This is a genomic window from Advenella kashmirensis W13003 (assembly GCF_000506985.1).
GTDB classification, from domain to species: domain Bacteria; phylum Pseudomonadota; class Gammaproteobacteria; order Burkholderiales; family Burkholderiaceae_B; genus Advenella; species Advenella kashmirensis_A.
On sequence record NZ_KI650980.1, the window covers coordinates 255,757 to 274,922 of the forward strand.

Here is a 19,166-nt window from a genome sequence, read left to right on the forward strand (position 1 = left end):
GGAAAGTGGCTCACGCCGGTATCGTTGCTGATACAGGCGGCATAAACCTTTTTCCAAGCCCTTTTTTTATTTCTGGGTTTTGATTCATACATATTTACTTCAGTGAAGGGTAGGAGCCAACCGTGAAAAGACGCGTTGTCATCACCGGACTGGGCATTGTGTCCCCGGTCGGAAATACAGTCCCGCAGGCCTGGGATAATCTTGTCAGCGGCCGTTCCGGCATTGACCGCATTACACGCTTCGACGCCTCCGGGTTCAATGCGCAAATCGCCGGCGAGGTCAAAGACTTTGACGTGACCAAATACCTGTCTGCCAAAGAAGCCAAGCAGATGGATACCTTTATCCATTATGGTATTGCCGCCAGTGTCGATGCCTGGAATGATGCCGGTCTGACCGTGACTGAAGAGAATGCCGAGCGCATTGGTGCGATTGTCAGTTCCGGTATCGGTGGTCTGCAACGCATCGAAGAGACGCAGACGGAATACCTGGCCAAGGGCCCACGCCGTATTTCGCCGTTTTTTGTTCCGGCCTCCCTGATCAACCTGATTTCCGGTCAGGTCTCCATCATGCTTGGGCTCAAGGGCCCCACTTACGCGGTGGTGTCTGCCTGCACCACGGGTCTGCATTCCATTGGCGATGCTGCCCGGCTGATTGAATATGGCGATGCCGATGTCATGCTGGCCGGTGGTGCCGAGTCCACGGTTTCGCCATTGGGCATTGGTGGTTTTGCCGCCATGCGCGCGCTGTCGACACGCAATGATGATCCTCAGGCGGCTTCGCGTCCCTGGGATGTGGATCGCGATGGCTTTGTCCTGGGTGAAGGCGCAGGTGTATTGGTGCTGGAAGAATATGAGCACGCCAAGGCTCGTGGTGCCCGTATTTACGGTGAATTTGCCGGATACGGCATGAGTTCCGACGCTCACCATATTACGGCGCCTGACCGTGACGGTCCTCGCCGCGGTATCCTGAATGCCCTGAAAAACGGCAAGATCAACGTCGACCAGGTGGACTATGTCAATGCGCATGGAACTTCTACGCCGCTGGGCGATAAGAACGAAACCGACGCGCTCAAGCTGGCGCTGGGCGAGCATGCCTACAAGACCGTAGTCAATTCTACCAAGTCGATGACCGGCCATTTGCTTGGTGCAGCCGGCGGCATTGAAGCGGTCTTTACCACACTGGCCGTTCACAATCAGGTTTCACCGCCCACGATCAATCTGGTCAACCAGGATCCGGAGTGTGATCTGGACTATTGCGCCAATGCGGCGCGTGAAATGAAAATCGATGTGGCGTTGTCCAATTCCTTTGGATTCGGCGGCACCAACGGGTCGATGATTGTCAAACGGGTCTGATTTGCAGAACGACCTGAACCGGCACTGGCAAGTCCGACTTCACGTTGGCCAGCCCGGTTTTATAGCGTATATGCGCGGCGGGCTGGCTGTGGTTGCGATGCTCTGCATTGCCGGCTCCCAGGCCGCGTTCGTGCTGGCCGCGCTATGTCTGGCCGTCAAACGCAAGGGCGCTGCTCTTCGAAATACCACTGGCGGGCAGTTGCTGGTCGGCCCCAACGGGTTTTACCGGTACTGGCGCAACGCCGTGCCGGCTTCACCCAAGAATGCGATGGAAACGACCATGCCCGCCGATAGCGGGGCCGTTCGTATTCTGAAGCGTTTCTGGCAGGGGCCGTTCTGGCTGACGCTGTCGTTGCAGGATCCCTATTTTCCCCACACACCTGCCGATACGGTCACTGTCTGGTCCATCGGGCAGCCGCCCGACGTCTGGCGGCGTTTTCGCGTACTGGTTCTATCGGCCCGCTGGGTCGATACCAGGAGCGCAGGGGGCAGGGTGGCCATATGAGCGAGCGCGAAGTTGACTGGGAGCTGGTGCAGCGGGTCCAGAACGGCGACAAAAAGGCCTTCGATCTGCTGGTGCTGAAGTATCAGCGCAAGGTCATGGGACTGCTGGCCCGTATGATCGGCAGCCAGAGCGAAGTCGAGGATATTGCCCAGGAAACGTTTATCAAGGCCTATCGTGCCATCCCCCAATTTCGGGGTGAAAGTGCGTTTTACACCTGGCTGTACCGGATTGCCATCAATACGGCACGCAACTGGCTTTCCTCGACGGACCGCAAGCTGAGCTATCCCGATACGCTGGAAAACAAAGACGGTGAAACTTTTTCCCATTCTGACAATCTTATAGATATTGCAACACCCGAATCCAGCATGGTGACGCAGGAAATCGTTCGGACAGTCAACGAGGCAATCGAAACGTTACCCGACGATTTGCGTATGGCAATCGTGCTCAGGGAGCTTGAAGGGCTAAGTTACGAAGAAATAGCACAGGCAATGGCTTGCCCGGTGGGAACCGTGCGTTCCCGAATTTTCCGGGCCCGGGAAGCCATCGCGGCAAAACTCAAGCCTGTCCTGGGACAGGCTACGGATCGCCGCTGGTAAGGAATACATATGGAAAACAAACTGACTCTTCCTGCGAAAGACTGGAACGAAACCATCTCTGAAATGGTCGATGGCGAATGCGACGCGTTTGACGCGTCCAGAATGGATACGCCCTATGGGCGCCAGACCTGGGATACGTACCATCTGATCGGCGATGTCATGCGCAACGAACATCTGGCCATCAAACCGTCCGATCTGTTCAATGCCCGCATCAGCAAACTGGTGGCGGCAGAGCGGACGCATCATGCCGCCCCGACCCGGGGTTATTTGCGCTGGGGCGCCTCTGGTGTGGCTGCTGCAGCCGCTGTCGCCGCGGTTGTCTGGTTCAATGCCCCCTATGAGCAGGAATCGGCGCCACCGGTCGCGCCTGCGCTGGCGGTCAGCTCATCCACCGTTCCTGCCGAGATGGCACGTAACGAGTTTCAGGATTACGTGGCTGCGCACAGCCAGATGGTCGGGGCGTACCCGGTGCGACACGTTTCATATGACCTTGGGGATGCGCAGTGATCAGCAAGCCTTGGCTGCCGTCCCGTTTTGAACGTCCGCGGCGCTTTGTGCTGGCTGCCTGCTGGACCGTCGTACCCTGCGTACCGGCTTTTGCCCAGACACCGGCGCAGCTGTTGATGCAGATCCAGACTGCTGCAGAAACTACCGACTATAGCGGCACGTTCCTGTACCAGCAGGGCAATGTCATGATCACCTCGCGCGTGACGCATGTCGTGGACGGCGAAGGCGTCAAGGAACGCCTTGAAGTGCTCGACGGCGATGCCCAGGAATACCTGCGCAATAATAATGTGGTGAAAAGCCTGATTCCGGCCAAAAAAATGGTGGTCATCGACAAACCGCGCAAAGACCGTTTCCCGGCCTTGCTGCTGGGACCGGTGGACAACGTCGATAAGTATTACGACGTGCGCGCCGAAAAGGGCAATAGCCGTGTTGCGGGCCGCGCCTGCGACGTGATTGAAGTGATGCCACGAGTGGACGACCGCTATGGTTTTCGCCTGTGCGCCGATGCCAAGTCCCGATTGCTGCTGAAATCGCAGACGGTTGACGGGCAGGGCGCGGTCATCGAACAGGTTACCTTTACCGGTTTGTCCCTGGGCAGCGATGTCGATACGGCGGGATTGAAATCGCCTCTGGACACGACGGACTGGAAGCAGGTAGAGCAGAAACCGGTGATGGTTGATCTGCCGCAGGAAGGCTGGCGTATCCGGTACCCGGCAGGTTTCACCCCCATCATGAGTATCGTTCGCCCCAAAGGAACTAAAGAGAACGTAAAGCAACTAATACTTACAGACGGTCTGTCGTCCATTTCGGTATTTATCCAGAGAGTGAAGGATTCTGAGAAAACCTTTAACAATCAAGGAGATGCCAGGGTGGGGTCGATGAATGTATTTCGTCAGCGTATTGATGATTACTGGCTCACAGCCATCGGCGCCATCCCGTTGATGACACTGAAAGATCTGGCCGTTTCAACTAAATTCATTCAACCTGTTTCAAAACAGTAAATACTGAAAAGGGAAACTCATGAATAACAAGGTCAAAAAACCGTTAACGACTGCGATCGTTGCCGCAATGATCGGGCTGGGCAGTGCTGGCATCATATTGCCATACAGCGGCTTTGCGCAGAGCACACCTGCCGCGCCGGTACCGACCTCCACAGCCGTCACGGCGCTGCCTGATTTCACTTCCATCGTGGCAGCCACCGAAAATGCGGTGGTCAATATCCGCACGATGGAAAAAGTCTCTGCCCGTTCAAGCCAGGGCTTTGGTCCGGGCGATTCGCCCGACGATTTGTTCCGCTTTTTCTTTGGCCCCGATTTCGTACCGCCGCGTGGTGACCGCGGTCCCCGCTCGCCCCGGGGCGGCGATGAAGAGCGCACCGTGCCGCGTGGCGTGGGTTCGGGCTTTATCATTTCCAAAGACGGCTACATCATGACCAATAATCATGTGGTCGATGGCGCCTCCAAAATTACCGTGACCATGAACGATGGCCGTGAATACCAGGCCAAAGTCATCGGTACCGATAAGCGCACCGATATTGCGCTCATCAAAATCCAGGCCGAGAATCTGCCCACTCTCAAGATCGGCGATTCCAATACGCTCAAGAAAGGACAGTGGGTCCTGGCCATTGGCTCGCCATTCGGACTGGATTCGACCGTGACATCGGGGATCGTGAGCGCCATCAATCGTGATACCGGCGAATATCTGCCGTTCATTCAGACCGATGTGGCTGTCAACCCGGGTAATTCGGGGGGGCCACTGATCAATCTGTCGGGTGAAGTAGTCGGCATCAACTCCCAGATCATCTCGCAAAGCGGCGGGTTCATGGGTATTTCCCTGTCCATACCGATAGACGAAGCCATGCGTGTCGTCGACCAGCTCAAATCTACCGGTAAAGTGACCCGTGGCCGCATCGGCGTGCAGATTGGCGAAGTCAGTGAAGAGGTTGCCAAGGCAATTGGTCTGCCCAAGGCGGCCGGTGCGCTGGTCAGCAATGTGGAGCAGGGTGGCCCTGCCGACAAGGCCGGCGTTCAGGCAGGCGATGTCATTACCAAATTCAATGGCGGAGAAGTGAAGAAATGGTCTGACCTGCCGCGTCTGGTGGGTCAAACCAAACCTGATACCGACTCTCCTCTGGAAGTCTGGCGCCGGGGCAAATACGAGACATTGAATGTCAAGGTTGCCGAAATACCGAGTGGATCGTCCGACACCGCCAGCGTCACGGAACCCGGTGAACAGGCCGGCAGCGCCGATCGCCTGGGCCTGGTTGTCGAAGCAGTGCCTTCTTCACTGCAAAGCAAAATGCGCATCAAGGGGGGGGTGCTGGTCAAGGATGTCAAGGGTGCCGCCCTGGAAGCCAGCATTCAGCCGGGTGATGTGATTCTTGCCCTGAACAATCAGGACGTCAAGGATGTCAAGCAGTTTGGCGAAATCGTCGATAAGCTGGAAAAAGGCAAAGCCGCGGCATTGCTGATCCGGCGTGACAATTTAACCCAGTGGGTACCCGTAACACCTGCAAAATAAGGCTACAATACGATATGCAGGCCAAAAGGGGCGCTTGATGCGTCCCTTTTTTGAGTCTGTACCGCTGTGACCGGCTGGCCGACTTCAATTTGGCCCCGCCGCTGTCCGGGTGCAGGATCTGCAGCCAAAAACCATTTCCGATGCCATTGGCATCCTTATTGTGGTGAGCTGGCGCGTACGCTTTTCCGGTTGTCGCCGACACTGCACTTTTGCACTTTTTATGCAACATATACGTAATTTCTCGATTATTGCCCATATTGACCACGGCAAATCTACGCTGGCGGATCGTCTCATTCACCGCTGCGGCGGCCTTGCCGATCGGGAGATGTCCAAGCAGGTGCTCGATTCCATGGATATCGAGCGGGAACGCGGCATCACCATCAAGGCGCAGACTGCAGCGCTGCACTATAAAGCCCGCGATGGCAAAATCTACAATCTGAATCTGATTGATACGCCGGGACACGTGGACTTCTCCTATGAAGTCAGCCGTTCCCTGTCCGCCTGTGAAGGTGCCTTGCTGGTGGTCGACGCCACCCAGGGCGTCGAAGCGCAGACGGTGGCCAACTGCTATACCGCGATCGAACTCGGCGTGGAAGTCATGGCGGTGCTCAATAAAATGGATCTGCCCTCGGCCGAGCCCGAAGAGGCACGCAAGGAAATTGAAGACGTGATCGGCATTGACGCCAGTGACGCCATCAAGGCCAGTGCCAAGACCGGCGAAGGCATTGACGACATCCTGGAAATGATCGTTGCCAAGGTGCCCGCACCTCAGGGTGACCCAGAAGCGCCGCTGCAGGCGTTGATCATCGACTCGTGGTTTGACAATTATGTGGGCGTCGTCATGCTGGTGCGCATCAAAAATGGCGTACTCAAGCCCAAGGACAAACTCCTGTTCATGGCCACAGGCGCTACGCATCTGTGCGAGCAACTGGGGGTCTTTTCTCCGAAATCAGAGCCGCGTGACAAATTGTCAGCCGGTGAAGTGGGCTTTGTTATCGCCGGGATCAAGGAATTGGCCAGTGCCAAGGTCGGCGATACGATCACGCTGGCCAGCAAACCGGCCCCCGCGCCGCTGCCGGGCTTCAAAGAAGTCAAACCGCAGGTTTTTGCAGGCCTGTATCCGGTAGAAAGCAGCGAGTATGACCAGTTGCGCGATTCGCTGGAAAAACTGCGACTTAACGACGCAGCGCTCATGTTCGAGCCCGAGGTATCGCAGGCGCTGGGCTTCGGTTTCCGGTGCGGATTCCTCGGATTGCTGCATATGGAAATTGTGCAGGAACGCCTGGAACGCGAATTCGATATGGACATTATCACCACCGCGCCTTCGGTGGTTTATGAAGTCGAGCGTAATGACGGGGAAGTGCTCACGATCGAGAGCCCATCGCGCATGCCGGATGTCGGTCAGATCGCGGACATACGCGAACCCATTGTCACGGTCACGCTGTTCATGCCGCAGGAATATGTCGGCGCTGTCATTACCTTGTGTATCGCCAAGCGCGGCAACCAGATCAATATGAGCTATCACGGCCGTCAGGTGCATCTGGTCTATGAAATTCCGCTGGCGGAGATCGTGCTGGACTTCTTTGACCGTCTCAAGTCGGTCTCGCGCGGTTATGCGTCCATGGATTATGAATTTCTGGAATACCGCTCGGCCGATGTCGTGCGGGTCGATCTGCTGATTAACTCCGACAAGGTTGACGCCCTGTCGATGATCGTACATCGCTCCAACGCCCGTTATCGCGGGCGCGAAGTGGTCACGAAAATGCGCGGCCTGATTCCGCGTCAAATGTTTGATGTCATCATTCAGGCGGCCATCGGAGCCGAAATTATCGCGCGTGAAAACGTCAAGGCTCTGCGCAAAAACGTGCTTGCCAAATGTTATGGCGGTGATATTTCACGCAAGAAAAAACTGCTGGAAAAACAGAAAGCCGGTAAGAAACGAATGAAACAGGTCGGCAGTGTGGAAATTCCACAGGAAGCGTTCCTGGCCATCCTTCAGGTTGAAGATAAATAAGGAAGTAGAAGATGAATTTTGCGTTAATCCTGTTTATATTGCTGGTTATCACAGGTGTAATAAAATTGTTCGATGCCCTGATTTTTCGCAAGCGGCGTGTGGCCGAATACGGCGCCGACGAACAGGCGCATCGTCCCTGGTGGATCGAATATTCACTGAGTTTTTTTCCTGTCATCCTGTTTGTGTTCGTACTGCGCTCGTTCCTGTTCGAGCCGTTCCGCATTCCCTCAGGCTCCATGCTGCCGACGCTGCAGAATGGCGACATGATTCTGGTCAACAAATTTACGTATGGCATCCGCCTGCCGATCATCGACCAGGAAATCATACCGATCAACACACCGCAACGCGGCGATGTGATGGTGTTTCGCTATCCGGTCAATCCCGACATGGATTTCATCAAGCGCGTGGTGGGTGTGCCGGGTGACGAAGTGGTCTATCAGAACAAACGCCTGACCATCAACGGGCAGGCCGTGCCTGTCAAGCGCGTGGGTCCTTATGTGAACCCGTCACAGCAAAGTGGTTCGCCCGAGGCGCTTGAAGAAAATCTGGGTAATCACGATCATGCGATCCTGAATATGCCGGGTATGGGCGCTTTGCTGGGCATGACTACATTCCCCGGAAAAGAAAACTGCCAGTATCAGGGCGCGGATTTTCGCTGCACGGTGCCACAGGGACAATATTTTGTGATGGGCGACAATCGCGACAACAGTGAAGACAGTCGCTACTGGGGCTTTGTGCCCGATCGCAATATTGTCGGCAAGGCCTTCTTTATCTGGATGAATTTTGGCGACCTGGGTCGCATAGGCTCGTTCAAGTGATGAATCTCTCAAGACTGGAACGTCTGCTTGGCTATGAGTTCAAAAATCAGCGCCTGCTGGTTCAGGCGCTGACCCATCGCAGTCACAGTGCGACTCATAACGAGCGGTTCGAGTTTCTCGGCGATTCCATCCTCAATTTCACCGTGGCGGCCATTCTGTTTCATCGTTTGCAACGGGAAGACGAGGGCGATCTGTCACGAATCCGGGCCAGCCTGGTCAAGCAGGCGACGCTGGCCGACATTGCCCATCGGCTTGAATTGCCGCAGTTCCTGCGACTGGGTGAAGGCGAGCTCAAAAGCGGGGGCTTTCGTCGCCCGTCTATTCTGGCCGACGCGCTGGAGGCCATTTTTGCGGCGATCTATCTGGACAGTGGCGTAGCGTCAGTACAAACGGTGATCGAAGGGCTCTACAAGCCGTTATTGGATTCGGTGGATTTCAACACGCTGGGCAAGGATGCCAAAACCCTGCTGCAGGAGGTATTGCAAGGGCGAAAATTCGCCTTGCCGGTCTATAACGTGGTCGCCACAACCGGGGCCGCGCACGATCAGCAGTTTGAAGTGGAATGCCATATCGCAGAACTGGATTTGCGAAGCCAGGCCAGCGGCAGCAGTCGGCGTGCGGCTGAGCAGGCCGCTGCGCGCAAGATGCTGGATAAGCTTGAAACGGCCCTGCCCAAGGCAGGCGCAAAAAAGCGCGTACGAAAAGTCGCGCAACTGACGTTGCCGGTTGCCGTTGAGCAGGAGAAAAAATGAGCCAGGAACCCAATATGCCCGCTGGTGCCGAAGCAGCCGGCCCTGCGAAGACAGGATTTATCGCCGTGGTCGGCCGTCCGAATGTGGGCAAGTCGACATTGACCAATGCATTGATCGGCAGCAAAATTTCCATCGTGTCGCGCAAGGCGCAAACCACCCGTCATCGCATTCATGGTGTGCTGACCCGTGATAACACGCAGTTTGTCTTTGTGGATACGCCGGGTTTTCAGACCCGCCATGGCGGTACGATGAATCGCATGATGAATCGTGTGGTCACGCAGGCGCTGGCCGATGTGGATGTCATCGTCCATGTGGTAGAGGCCGGGAAATGGTCTGCCGGTGATGAACAGATCGTGCCTTTGCTGCCAGCTTCCAAAAAATGCATTCTGGCCATCAGTAAAATCGATATGCTCAAGAGCAAGAATGATCTGTTCGATTTCGTCGGCCACATCATGGGTAAATTTTCTTATGATGCCGTTGTACCCGTCAGTTCGGTCAAAGGGGTGCAGCTGGATACCCTGTTGTCCGAAATCGAGCAGCGACTGCCCGAAGGCGAATTCATGTTCGAAGAAGATGCGCTCACTGACAGGCCGATCCGCTTTATCGCAGCCGAGCTGATTCGCGAGAAAATCTTCAGGCTGGTCGGTGACGAATTGCCGTATGCCTGTACCGTCGTCATCGAACAATGGGACGAAGACGAGCAGGCTGCGCGTATTGCCGCGTGTGTGGTGGTAGAGCGTGAGAGTCACAAGCCGATTCTGCTTGGCGCTAAAGGCACGCATATGAAACGCATTGCCACAGAAGCGCGCCAGGATATTTCAGCGCTGCTGGACAAGCCTGTTTTCCTGGAAATTTATATCAAGGTGCGCAAGGGTTGGTCTGAAAAGGAAAGTGCCCTGCGCGATCTGGGATATGAGTAGACAAAGCAGTCGGGTGCAGGAGACCAGCGCCTATCTGTTGCAGGCGACGGCCTGGAGTGAAACCTCTGTGATTGCCCGGCTGTTTGCCCGGGAGCACGGCATCATAACCGTCGTGGCCAAGGGTGCCAAACGGCCGTATTCAGTGTTGCGTCCGGTGCTGTCCGCTTTTGAGCCGTTGTCGGTATCCTGGTCGGGTCAGGGCGAGGTCAAGACCCTGACGCGTGCCGAACTCGCCGGCCTGCATGGCCTGTCCGGCAAATCCATGATGTCGGCCTGGTATATGAATGAGTTGCTGATTCGGCTGCTGCCGGGCGAAGATGCCCATCCGCAACTGTATGACGCCTATCGTCAGGCGCTGCAGCAATTGGCCGTAGGCGAGCGCGCCTCGGGTTCACTGCGGCGCTTTGAATGGACATTATTGCAGGAAACCGGTTACGGGGTCCCTGGCAACAAACCCGATTTTGATGAACCGGCGAGCGAACCCGAGTTGCGGCGCATGTTGCGAGAGCGTATAGATGAGCACCTGGAAGCCAGGCCGTTGATGACGCGCAATGTCCTGCTATCGCTTAAACAATATTGAGCCGGTTACCGTATTGAGTCGGTCTTTTCGCAGACCGCCAAAACGCAGACAGGAGCCAGGTTGGACATACTGCAACCATACGGGTTTGCCGCGGCTTCAACCTCGGTTATGATGCCAGGTATGACTTTGCGGAGATGATCCATGACCGAGCAGCCCGACCTGCATCCTTGCAGAAAATATGCATACCCTCTTCAGGCGCAAGCGCGCTTGCTGCTGCGCCCCTCGCTGGTCGCGAGCGCGCTGCTGCTTGCCTTGCACGCGCCGTTTGCCCAGGCCGATACCGTAAAAGCGGACTCACGTATCGACCGGGTCATTGTGTATCCGGACAGGGCGATGATTCACCGCGTCGCCAGTCAGTCCATCGCGGCAGGCGAACACGAACTGGTCTTTGCAAACCTGCCGGCAGATATCGACGAAAACTCACTGCAATTTAATGCCGACGCCGCCAATGCCGGGCTTCAGATACTGCATGTGTCCAGCACGCCGGACTACCAGCAAGCCGGGCAGTCTGACGGTGTGACCGAAGTCAATCGCCAGATTGAAGCGCTGGATCGGCAACTTGGGCAGTTGGATGATCAGATCAAACTGGATGATAACCAGATCGCATTCATTCGCCACTATCAGGATGGTCATAGCGTGCAGGGGCGGGATGTGCCGCCGCTGTCGCGCGACGCTTTTCTGGACCTCATGTCGTTTACCGGCGAACACTTGCTTGGGGCCCTGCAGACTCGCCGTGAGCATGCGCAACAAAAGGATCAGGTGCTGTCGCGCCGTAAAGTGCTGGAACAGCGTCGTGAGCAGATCGATCAGAACGGGACAAACGAAACTCGTAAAGTCATCGTGACACTACGGGCCGCGAAGCCGGCAACCGTCAATAGTGTGTTGAGCTACGTGGTGCCCGGTGCATCGTGGCGGCCGGTCTATGACGCGCGATACGATTCGGCCGACGGCAAACTGTCCCTGCAATATTTTGGCCAGGTCAGCCAGCAAACCTCCGAAGACTGGTCAGACGTGAGCCTGACCTTATCCACCGCCCAGCCGGTAACGGGGGTCGCTTTGCCGCATCTGGAACCCTGGCGTGTTGACGTTGCGGTACCCCGGCGTCCAATGCCCGCGCCCATGCGCAGCATGAGCGCCAGACAGTCGGCGATGGCTGAAGGCGGCGCACCTGCCATGGAGATGGCCGATGCCGCCAGCTATGAGACAGCCACCCCGCAAAGCAGTGCGACCAACACCACGTTCGAGGTGCCGGGCAAGCAGACCATTGCAGCGGGTGGGCAACAGCAGCGCGTGGCGCTCACGACGCTGTCAGAACCCGCCAAACTGTCCTACGAACTTGTTCCCTCCGAGGCTGCTGCGGTATTTGCTACGGTGAAAATCAACAACGACAAGGACTTTCCGCTACTGGCCGGCAATGTCAACGCCTTCTTTGATAATGAATTTGTGGCCTCGTCCGACATGAAAACCATTTTTCCCAAAGAGGAACTGGAGCTGGCGCTGGGCGTGGATCAGGCCATTTCAGTCAAGCGTGAGCCGCTGCAACGGTTCACCGAGTCTACGGGTCTGACAGGCAGCGGAACCCGTCTGACCTATGAATACAAAACCCTGATTCGCAATAACCGGGGGCAGCCTGTCGAGCTGGTCCTGCATGACCGCTTTCCGGTCTCCGGGGACGAGAAAATTGATATCAAGCGCCTGGAACCGTCGGGCAGTGATCTGGCGCTCAAGGGCGATGGTCGTTACGCGCAAAAGCTGTCGCTGGCGGCTGGAGAAGAGCGTGCCGTTCTTCTGAAATTCTCGGTCCAGTTTCCGAAAAACCTGGATGTAGAGGGATTGCCCTGATTGTTGAGGGATTACCCTCGCCATTGAGGCGTGCAGCAAAAAGCCGGAGATGAACTCCGGCTTTTTTCACTTCTGATACTGTTGGAGCATAGCCCGGAGGATGCAGGCAAAACCCTATGCCTTGTCCTCTGGCCGGCTTGGCAGGTTACTGAGGCTGAACACCTGCTTTTTTGAACAGTTCTGCCCATACGGGGATCTGTTCTTTGACTTTGGCGTCCAGGGCTTCAGGCGTTGCCTGGTCTGACAGGATCGTGGCACCCAGGGCATCCATGCGCTCTTTGAATTTGGGGCTTGCCAGTCCGTCCTTGAGTGCGGCCTGCAGTTTGGCGACGACATTATCCGGTGTTTTGGCCGGTACCCACATGCCGTGCCAGATGCCGACGTTGAAATCCTTGAATCCTTCTTCCTGCATGGTCGGCAGATCAGGCAACTGGGCATTGCGTTTATCGCTGGTAATGGCGTAGGCCTTGACCGTTTTTGCTTTGATATGCTGGGTGGTATTGGTGGTCTGATCGCACAGCAGATCGACCTGTTTGCCCAGCAGGTCATTCATGGCAGGACCGGCGCCTTTATAAGGGACCGTCAGCAGTTTGACGCCCAGCGTGTCCATCAGCATGGTGCCGCACAAATGACTGGCGGCGCCCACACCGGCGTTGGCCAGCGTGACTTTATCCTGATTGGCTTTGAGGTATTCCACCAGCTCTTTCATGTTATTGGCCGGGAAATCAGCACGTGCGACCAGGGTCATGGGAACATCGACCACCAGGCCTACCGGCCGGAAGCTTTTCTCGGGGTCATAGCCCAGGCGCTTATACAGCGACGGGGCAGTCGAAAATCCGATATGCATCAGCAGGACATCGTAGCCATCTGGCTTGGCGTTGGCAACCTGCGTCGTGCCGATGGTGCCGCCTGCGCCCGCCTTGTTTTCGATGACCACTGTCTGGCCCAGCGACTTTTGCATCGCTTCGCCCAGAGAGCGGGCAACGTTGTCTGTCGGGCCGCCCGCTGTGAACGGTATAATCATGGATACGGGATGGTCTGGGTAATCTGCCGCCATGGCGGTGCCGCCAGTGAGTGCAAAGGCCAGCGCCACATGGCGGAGCAAGCGAGCGTTTTTCAGTGTATGTAGCATCTCTTTCCTGTATTTGTGTTTATTGCATCGAAACGTTGGCGTATGAACCAGCCGCTAAGTCTAGTCAGGATACCGTCAGTCGTCACTAGATAATTACCCTTAAATCACTGATAACAGGGCATATTTTTGCCTGTAGCCAGCGTGGCAAGCCCGATCGGGTGCCCGCCGGACAACGGGAGCAGCGTCAGATGTGTCAGCCCTGCCGGAAATTGCCCCATTTTGGAGCATTCGTTATAATGAATTGGGATCAACCTCCCAAGTGGTACTGAGGAGTGCATAGCCATGGGTTCGTCGAAGCCGCACGCGCCGGAGGCCATCCGTTATTGGCATGCGAATGTGCTTGGCGGCATCGACCTGTTGAAGGCAGATTGTATTACACACCGATTCGCCCGCCACGCACATGAAGAGTTCGTCATTGCCGTATTTGAGCGGGGCGCAGAGCAAATTGAAACAGAAGGGCGCTGCCTCACCGCGTCGGCTGGCTCCACACTGCTCATACCGCCAGGTATCGCGCATACCGGACACGCAGCAGATACAGAAGGATGGTCATACCGTGCGTTCTACCCGCAACCTGGCCTGATCCAGGAACTATGCGCCGACACGTTTCGATCAAAGATTCAATTGGGAATGATGCGTGTGGGGCTCTACGATGACAGGGCGCTGTTCGGGCGCCTGACCCAAACGCATCGCTGCCTGTCAGCAAATAACTCCGGGCTTGATCACGCGGTAGCGTTGGTGGCTGCGCTGAGGTCTGTTTTTGTCTATGCCCACCCAGATTCGGAGATTAAAAAAGCAGGCAACGAGAATCGGGCTGTCTGCATCGCACGCGAATTCATCGACGTCCACTACGGCGATCCAATCAATGGCGCCGAGATCGCCGCCATGGTGGGCCTGAGCTTGCCCCATTTGATGCGGGCGTTCGTTGCCCAGATGGGCGTGCCCATCAACATCTACCTGACGTCGGTGCGCCTGGCTCATGCCCGCAAGCTGCTGCTCGCGGGTCACAGCGCGGCGAATGTGGCTGTGAGTGTCGGTTTCGTCGATCAAAGCCATTTGATTCGACGTTTTCGGGAGGCATTCGGAGTGACCCCCGGCAAGTATGTGCGTGATAGCGGTATATGCATACCTGGTTCGGGCTCCGAGCATAGCCGCGAGCGCGCCCATCACGAGCACGATGAAGGGCGGCGGCGTCTGCGCTTCGAGCGCAATCGCTGTACCTGAGATGCATGAGATGCAGCATCAGGCCGGCAGGGCTTCCCAGTCCAGAATCACCTTGCCGCTTTGGCCGGAAAGCATGGCGTCAAAGCCTGCCTGGAATTCCGACGCCGGATAGCGGTGGGTGACGATGGGACTCAGATCAAGGCCACTTTGCAGCATCGCCACCATCTTGTACCAGGTCTCGAACATCTCGCGGCCATAGATCCCCTTGATTTCAAGGCCTTTAAAAATGACCTGGTTCCAGTCGATGGCCGTGTTGGCGGGTGGAATACCCAGCAGGGCGATTTTCCCGCCGTGGTTCATACACGCCAGCATCGAGGTGAACGCGCTGGGTACCCCGGACATTTCCAGGCCCACATCGAACCCTTCGCTCATGTGCAGCGCTTCCATCACGCCACGCAGGGTCTCCCGGTTGACATTCACGGCGCGTGTCGCGCCCATCTTGCGTGCCAGATCCAGTCGATAGTCATTCACGTCGGTGATGACGACGTTGCGGGCGCCGACATGGCGCGCAATGGCGACTGCCATGATGCCGATGGGGCCCGCGCCTGTAATGAGGACATCTTCGCCCACGAGATTGAACGACAGTGCCGTGTGCGTTGCGTTGCCGAACGGATCGAAGATCGAGGCCAGATCGTCCGGGATGTCATCGGGGATCTTGAAGGCGTTAAAGGCCGGGATCACCAGATATTCGGCAAACGCGCCTGGCCGATTGACACCTACACCAACGGTGTTGCGGCACAGATGGCGGCGACCTGCGCGGCAGTTGCGGCAGAAGCCGCAGGTGATGTGACCCTCGCCGGAAACGCGATCGCCGATCTGGAAGCCACGCACCTCTTGACCTACCGCGACGATTTCGCCGACATACTCATGGCCGACGTGCATGGGAACGGGGATCGTTTTTTGCGCCCAGTCATCCCACTTCCAGATGTGGATGTCCGTGCCACAGATAGCGGTTTTTTTGATCTTGATGAGAACGTCGTTGTGACCGACGTCCGGCTTTTCAACGTCGGTCAGTGTGAGACCAACGGAAGGCGTCAGTTTGGCCAGTGCTTTCATGATGGTGATTCCTTGATTAGACAGAGTCAGGTGATCGCACCGATGGCCTTGCCCGCTTTGGCGAAAGCGGCCACAGCCCGGTCAATCTGCTCGGTGGTATGCGCTGCGCTCATCTGCGTACGGATACGTGCCTTGCCCTTGGGGACAACAGGATAGGAGAAACCGACGACGTAAATGCCATCTTTCAGCAACGCATCGGCCATGCGGGAGGCCACTTGTGCATCGCCCAGCATGACAGGGATGATTGGATGGTCCTTGCCGGCCAGAGAGAAACCCAGCCGGCTCATCTCCTTGCGGAAGTGCTCGCCGTTTTCGCGCACGCGGTGACGCAGTTGTGCGCCTTCCGGGCTGCGCAGCAACGCCAGCACCCTGATCGAGGCAACGGCAATGGATGGCGCCAGGGTGTTCGAAAAAAGGTACGGACGAGAGCGCTGGCGCAGCAGTTCGATGATTTGCTTGTGGCCCGACGTGTAGCCTCCGGAGGCACCGCCCAGCGCCTTGCCCAGCGTCCCGGTGATGATGTCCACTCTGCCTTCCACGCCGCAGTATTCCGCCGTGCCGCGCCCGTTCTCCCCGACGAAGCCGACAGCATGCGAGTCGTCCACCATCACCAGCGCACCATATTTGTCGGCCAGATCGCAGATGGACTTCAGGTCGGCAATAATGCCGTCCATAGAGAAAACGCCATCGGTTGCGATCAGCTTGAAGCGTGCTCCGGCCGCCTCGGCTGCCTTCAGTTGAGCTTCGAGATCGGCCATGTCGTTGTTTCGATAGCGCAAGCGACTGGCCTTGCTCAGTCGCACACCGTCGATGATCGAGGCGTGGTTCAGTTCATCGGAAATGATCGCGTCTTCCTCTGTCAGCAGGGTCTCGAACAGACCGCCATTTGCATCGAAGCAACTGCCGTAGAGAATCGTGTCCTCTGTACCCAGGAATCCGGAAATGGCGGCTTCCAGTTGTTTGTGTACTGACTGTGTGCCGCAGATGAAGCGTACCGACGCCATACCAAAGCCATAGCGATCCAGCCCCTCCTGGGCGGAACGCAGAAGTCTCTGGTCATCGGCAAGGCCGAGGTAGTTGTTGGCGCAGAAGTTCAGCACATCCGCTCCGCAGGCCAGGTGAATTTGGGCCGCCTGCGGACTGTCGATCACACGTTCGGCCTTGTAGTAGCCATCCGCACGGATGTGGTCGAGGGTCGTGCTCAGGTGGGCAAGGAAGCGCTCGCGCATAGGATCTCCTTGAGTTTTGCAATGCGAAAACTCAAGGATACCTGAAGGTGCGTTTGATGGATTGTACAATCATGACCCAAAGCGCCCGGCTGCATCCTGGGACTTGGGCCCGGCCGATTAAGCAGTTCGGTGATGCTCATTTCCGAGACGCTGCCTCGGAATTTTCCAGGCGCAGTCCTTGAACTGCTATGGTTTTCTTGGATACTCAACGGTAAAAAAAACCACCACAGCAAATGTGTGGTGGCAAGGTAAGATACGTGGCGCGAGCGCCGGATTATTCGCGGCTGCCGCCGAAAATACCCAGCAGGGCCAGCAGATTGGCAAAAACGTTGTAGATATCCAGATAAATGGCCAGCGTAGCCGAAATATAGTTGGTTTCGCCGCCATTGACCACGCGCTGCACATCCACCAGCATAAAGGCCGAGAAAATCACAATAGCCAGAATGGAGATGGTCAGGACCAGCGCTGGTATTTGCAGGAACATGTTGGCCAGTGCCGCCAGGAGCAGCACGACGGCACCAATAAACAGGGTTTTCTGCATACCCGTGAAATCACGCTTGCTGGTCGTGGCAATGGTGGCCATGACGCCGAAGATGGCGGCGGTACCGCCAAAGGCCAGCATAATCAGTTGTGCGCCGTTACGGAAATCAAGCACGTGGCCGATCAGACGCGAGAGCATCATGCCCATGAAAAAAGTAAACAGCAGAAGCAGTCCGACGCCCAGCGAGCTGTTCTTGTTTTTTTCGATGGCAAACATCAGGCCGAAGGCACCCACCAGGAAAACGATGGTGGAAATGCCGGGGGCCAGCATGGCATTCAGGTTCAGCTGCAAGGCAAGGGCTGCACCCAGAACGGTGGGGATAAGGGAAGCCGCAAGCAGCCAGTACGTATTGCGCAACACGCGGTTGCGCACCACCTGGCCCGGTGCATAGCCTTCCTGCGGTAAAGTCTGGCGCAAATCAGTCATGGTTTCTCCAAAAACATTTCAGGTTTCTTGAAATTCAGTATACATCAGACAGAAGATTTTTCTGACAGTTCCCTGAATTTTACCTGAAAAGAAAAAAATCCACAGAAATCAGTACTGTAAACTTAATCAGTTCTGGCGGTATTTTGCAATGATTTCGGGGATCTCTTCCAGAAAACGTCGCTTCAGATAGTCATGCGACTCGTCCAGCAATTCGGTTACCAGCGCATCAATCTCCGCCTGCATGGCAGTAGCGGGATCGGCAACGCTGGCGGGTGTAGCGGCGGAAGCCAGCGCCTGCGGGCGTGACGGGGCACGAAACAGTGATGCATCGAATGACGGGCGGCCTGCTGTGGGCTCGATCCGGTTCAGTGTGAAATCACGTTTGGCTACCTGGGCAAATGCGTCGTTTTCATCGTCAGACCAGACGTATAGCTCAGGTTTGTTATGCGGGTCCTGTCTGTTTTTCGCCGTGTTCAGAAACGGTGCATAATCCTGTGTCGTCGGATGTCCTGGCAATTCGGGTGCGGCGGTGGGGGAATGGATTTCAGGCGGGCGCTGCTGCGTCGCTGCAGAGACTGGGGGTTGCGCAGGCGGGACAGTGCGAGCAGGTGTTTGCGCTGTCGGGTGCGTTGCATGGGTTGCCTGCGTCGTGCCTTGTGGTGCCGCAGGAGCTGGCATATGCGCTGATGGGTGGGTGGATGCATGCTCAGGCGTTTGCGCGTCAGTATGCGCAGCGGCGCGACGGGGGACTGACGGTGGCGGGGGAATATGGACGGCGGCCTTCTCGCGCTTCAGAAACGATGCCGGGCGATCTGGCGCGGCATCATCATGCGGTGTAGTTCGATCCTGCATAACGTGATCCGGTAATGCGCGATCCTGAAATCTGCGATCCGGGTTTGCTGACGATGCGCCTGAGGTGGTGGCGCTGCGGTTTGGGTCCGGAGTATAAAGCGTGTGGCGAACGGCCTCGCGTGTCTTGTCGGGCTCGGCCGGCAGCAGGACCGGAATATCGTCGTCGTCCAGGGCATCTGCCTGCCCGGCGTCGATCGAATGCAGATCCAGATGCGGCTCTTTCGCCTCGGGCGTAGACAGGGTATGGTCAGGGCGTTTTCTGAAAGTGATGGACATGTGAGGGACTCCTTCCGGTGATGGCGC

The 19,166-nt window shown here is 56.7% G+C and carries 18 protein-coding genes; 13 read left to right on the forward strand and 5 right to left on the reverse strand.

The features are described from left to right. The first annotated feature begins 122 nt into the window (after nt 1-122). The 12 genes from fabF to W822_RS36140 all read left to right on the forward strand — a co-directional run bounded on the left by fabF (nt 123) and on the right by W822_RS36140 (nt 12,406). Nucleotides 123-1,352, forward strand: coding sequence for a beta-ketoacyl-ACP synthase II (gene fabF / locus W822_RS36085; RefSeq protein ID WP_024005533.1), 1,230 nt, complete (start codon nt 123-125; stop codon nt 1,350-1,352). Beyond that, nucleotides 1,336-1,857, forward strand: a complete 522-nt coding sequence (locus W822_RS36090; protein ID WP_155848148.1) for a hypothetical protein — start codon at nt 1,336-1,338, stop codon at nt 1,855-1,857. The genes fabF and W822_RS36090 overlap by 17 nt, the downstream gene beginning before the upstream one ends. Further along, complete coding sequence (rpoE, locus tag W822_RS36095; protein WP_024005535.1) at nt 1,854-2,453, forward strand: RNA polymerase sigma factor RpoE; 600 nt, start codon at nt 1,854-1,856, stop codon at nt 2,451-2,453. The genes W822_RS36090 and rpoE overlap by 4 nt, the downstream gene beginning before the upstream one ends. Before the next feature lie 9 nt (nt 2,454-2,462). Continuing rightward, nucleotides 2,463-2,960, forward strand: a complete 498-nt coding sequence (locus tag W822_RS36100; protein WP_024005536.1) for a sigma-E factor negative regulatory protein — start codon at nt 2,463-2,465, stop codon at nt 2,958-2,960. Further along, nucleotides 2,957-3,961 (forward strand): MucB/RseB C-terminal domain-containing protein, encoded by a 1,005-nt coding sequence (locus W822_RS36105; RefSeq protein ID WP_024005537.1) that lies wholly within the window; start codon nt 2,957-2,959, stop codon nt 3,959-3,961. Before W822_RS36100 ends, W822_RS36105 begins: the two co-directional genes overlap by 4 nt. Before the next feature lie 19 nt (nt 3,962-3,980). Then, nucleotides 3,981-5,480 (forward strand): DegQ family serine endoprotease, encoded by a 1,500-nt coding sequence (locus tag W822_RS36110; protein WP_024005538.1) that lies wholly within the window; start codon nt 3,981-3,983, stop codon nt 5,478-5,480. Between the two features lie 220 nt (nt 5,481-5,700). Further along, a complete protein-coding gene (gene lepA / locus W822_RS36115; protein WP_024005539.1) occupies nt 5,701-7,494 on the forward strand; it encodes a translation elongation factor 4 in 1,794 nt (597 codons plus the stop codon). Between the two features lie 11 nt (nt 7,495-7,505). Beyond that, a complete protein-coding gene (gene lepB / locus W822_RS36120) occupies nt 7,506-8,312 on the forward strand; it encodes a signal peptidase I (RefSeq protein ID WP_024005540.1) in 807 nt (268 codons plus the stop codon). Beyond that, nucleotides 8,312-9,064, forward strand: a complete 753-nt coding sequence (gene rnc, locus W822_RS36125) for a ribonuclease III (protein ID WP_024005541.1) — start codon at nt 8,312-8,314, stop codon at nt 9,062-9,064. The genes lepB and rnc overlap by 1 nt, the downstream gene beginning before the upstream one ends. Beyond that, on the forward strand, nt 9,061-9,984 hold the full coding sequence (era, locus tag W822_RS36130) for a GTPase Era (protein WP_024005542.1): 924 nt from the start codon (nt 9,061-9,063) through the stop codon (nt 9,982-9,984). The genes rnc and era overlap by 4 nt, the downstream gene beginning before the upstream one ends. After that, on the forward strand, nt 9,977-10,564 hold the full coding sequence (gene recO, locus W822_RS36135; protein ID WP_024005543.1) for a DNA repair protein RecO: 588 nt from the start codon (nt 9,977-9,979) through the stop codon (nt 10,562-10,564). The genes era and recO overlap by 8 nt, the downstream gene beginning before the upstream one ends. 141 nt (nt 10,565-10,705) lie before the next feature. After that, nucleotides 10,706-12,406: a mucoidy inhibitor MuiA family protein gene (locus W822_RS36140; protein ID WP_024005544.1), complete on the forward strand. Its 1,701-nt coding sequence runs from the start codon at nt 10,706-10,708 to the stop codon at nt 12,404-12,406. 145 nt (nt 12,407-12,551) lie between these two features. Here W822_RS36140 and W822_RS36145 read toward each other — a convergent pair whose 3' ends face one another. Further along, nucleotides 12,552-13,463 carry a tripartite tricarboxylate transporter substrate binding protein BugD gene (locus tag W822_RS36145; protein ID WP_437177154.1) on the reverse strand — a complete coding sequence of 304 codons (912 nt, stop codon included), beginning with the start codon at nt 13,461-13,463 and terminating at the stop codon, nt 12,552-12,554. A gap of 357 nt (nt 13,464-13,820) precedes the next feature. Here W822_RS36145 and W822_RS36150 point away from each other — a divergent pair, with 357 nt between their 5' ends. Beyond that, nucleotides 13,821-14,759: an AraC family transcriptional regulator gene (locus tag W822_RS36150; RefSeq protein ID WP_024005547.1), complete on the forward strand. Its 939-nt coding sequence runs from the start codon at nt 13,821-13,823 to the stop codon at nt 14,757-14,759. A gap of 18 nt (nt 14,760-14,777) precedes the next feature. On the opposite strand, the gene tdh is transcribed toward W822_RS36150, so the two are convergent. From tdh to W822_RS36170, 4 genes are all read right to left on the reverse strand, one after another. Then, the gene (gene tdh, locus W822_RS36155) at nt 14,778-15,815 is read right to left on the reverse strand and encodes an L-threonine 3-dehydrogenase (RefSeq protein WP_024005548.1); all 1,038 of its coding nucleotides are present in this window, start codon (nt 15,813-15,815) and stop codon (nt 14,778-14,780) included. Between the two features lie 26 nt (nt 15,816-15,841). Continuing rightward, nucleotides 15,842-17,044 carry a glycine C-acetyltransferase gene (locus W822_RS36160; RefSeq protein ID WP_024005549.1) on the reverse strand — a complete coding sequence of 401 codons (1,203 nt, stop codon included), beginning with the start codon at nt 17,042-17,044 and terminating at the stop codon, nt 15,842-15,844. A gap of 274 nt (nt 17,045-17,318) precedes the next feature. Beyond that, a complete protein-coding gene (locus W822_RS36165; protein WP_024005550.1) occupies nt 17,319-18,011 on the reverse strand; it encodes a Bax inhibitor-1/YccA family protein in 693 nt (230 codons plus the stop codon). Nucleotides 18,012-18,137: 126 nt separating this feature from the next. Further along, complete coding sequence (locus tag W822_RS36170; protein WP_024005551.1) at nt 18,138-19,139, reverse strand: hypothetical protein; 1,002 nt, start codon at nt 19,137-19,139, stop codon at nt 18,138-18,140. Nucleotides 19,140-19,166 lie beyond the last annotated feature (27 nt).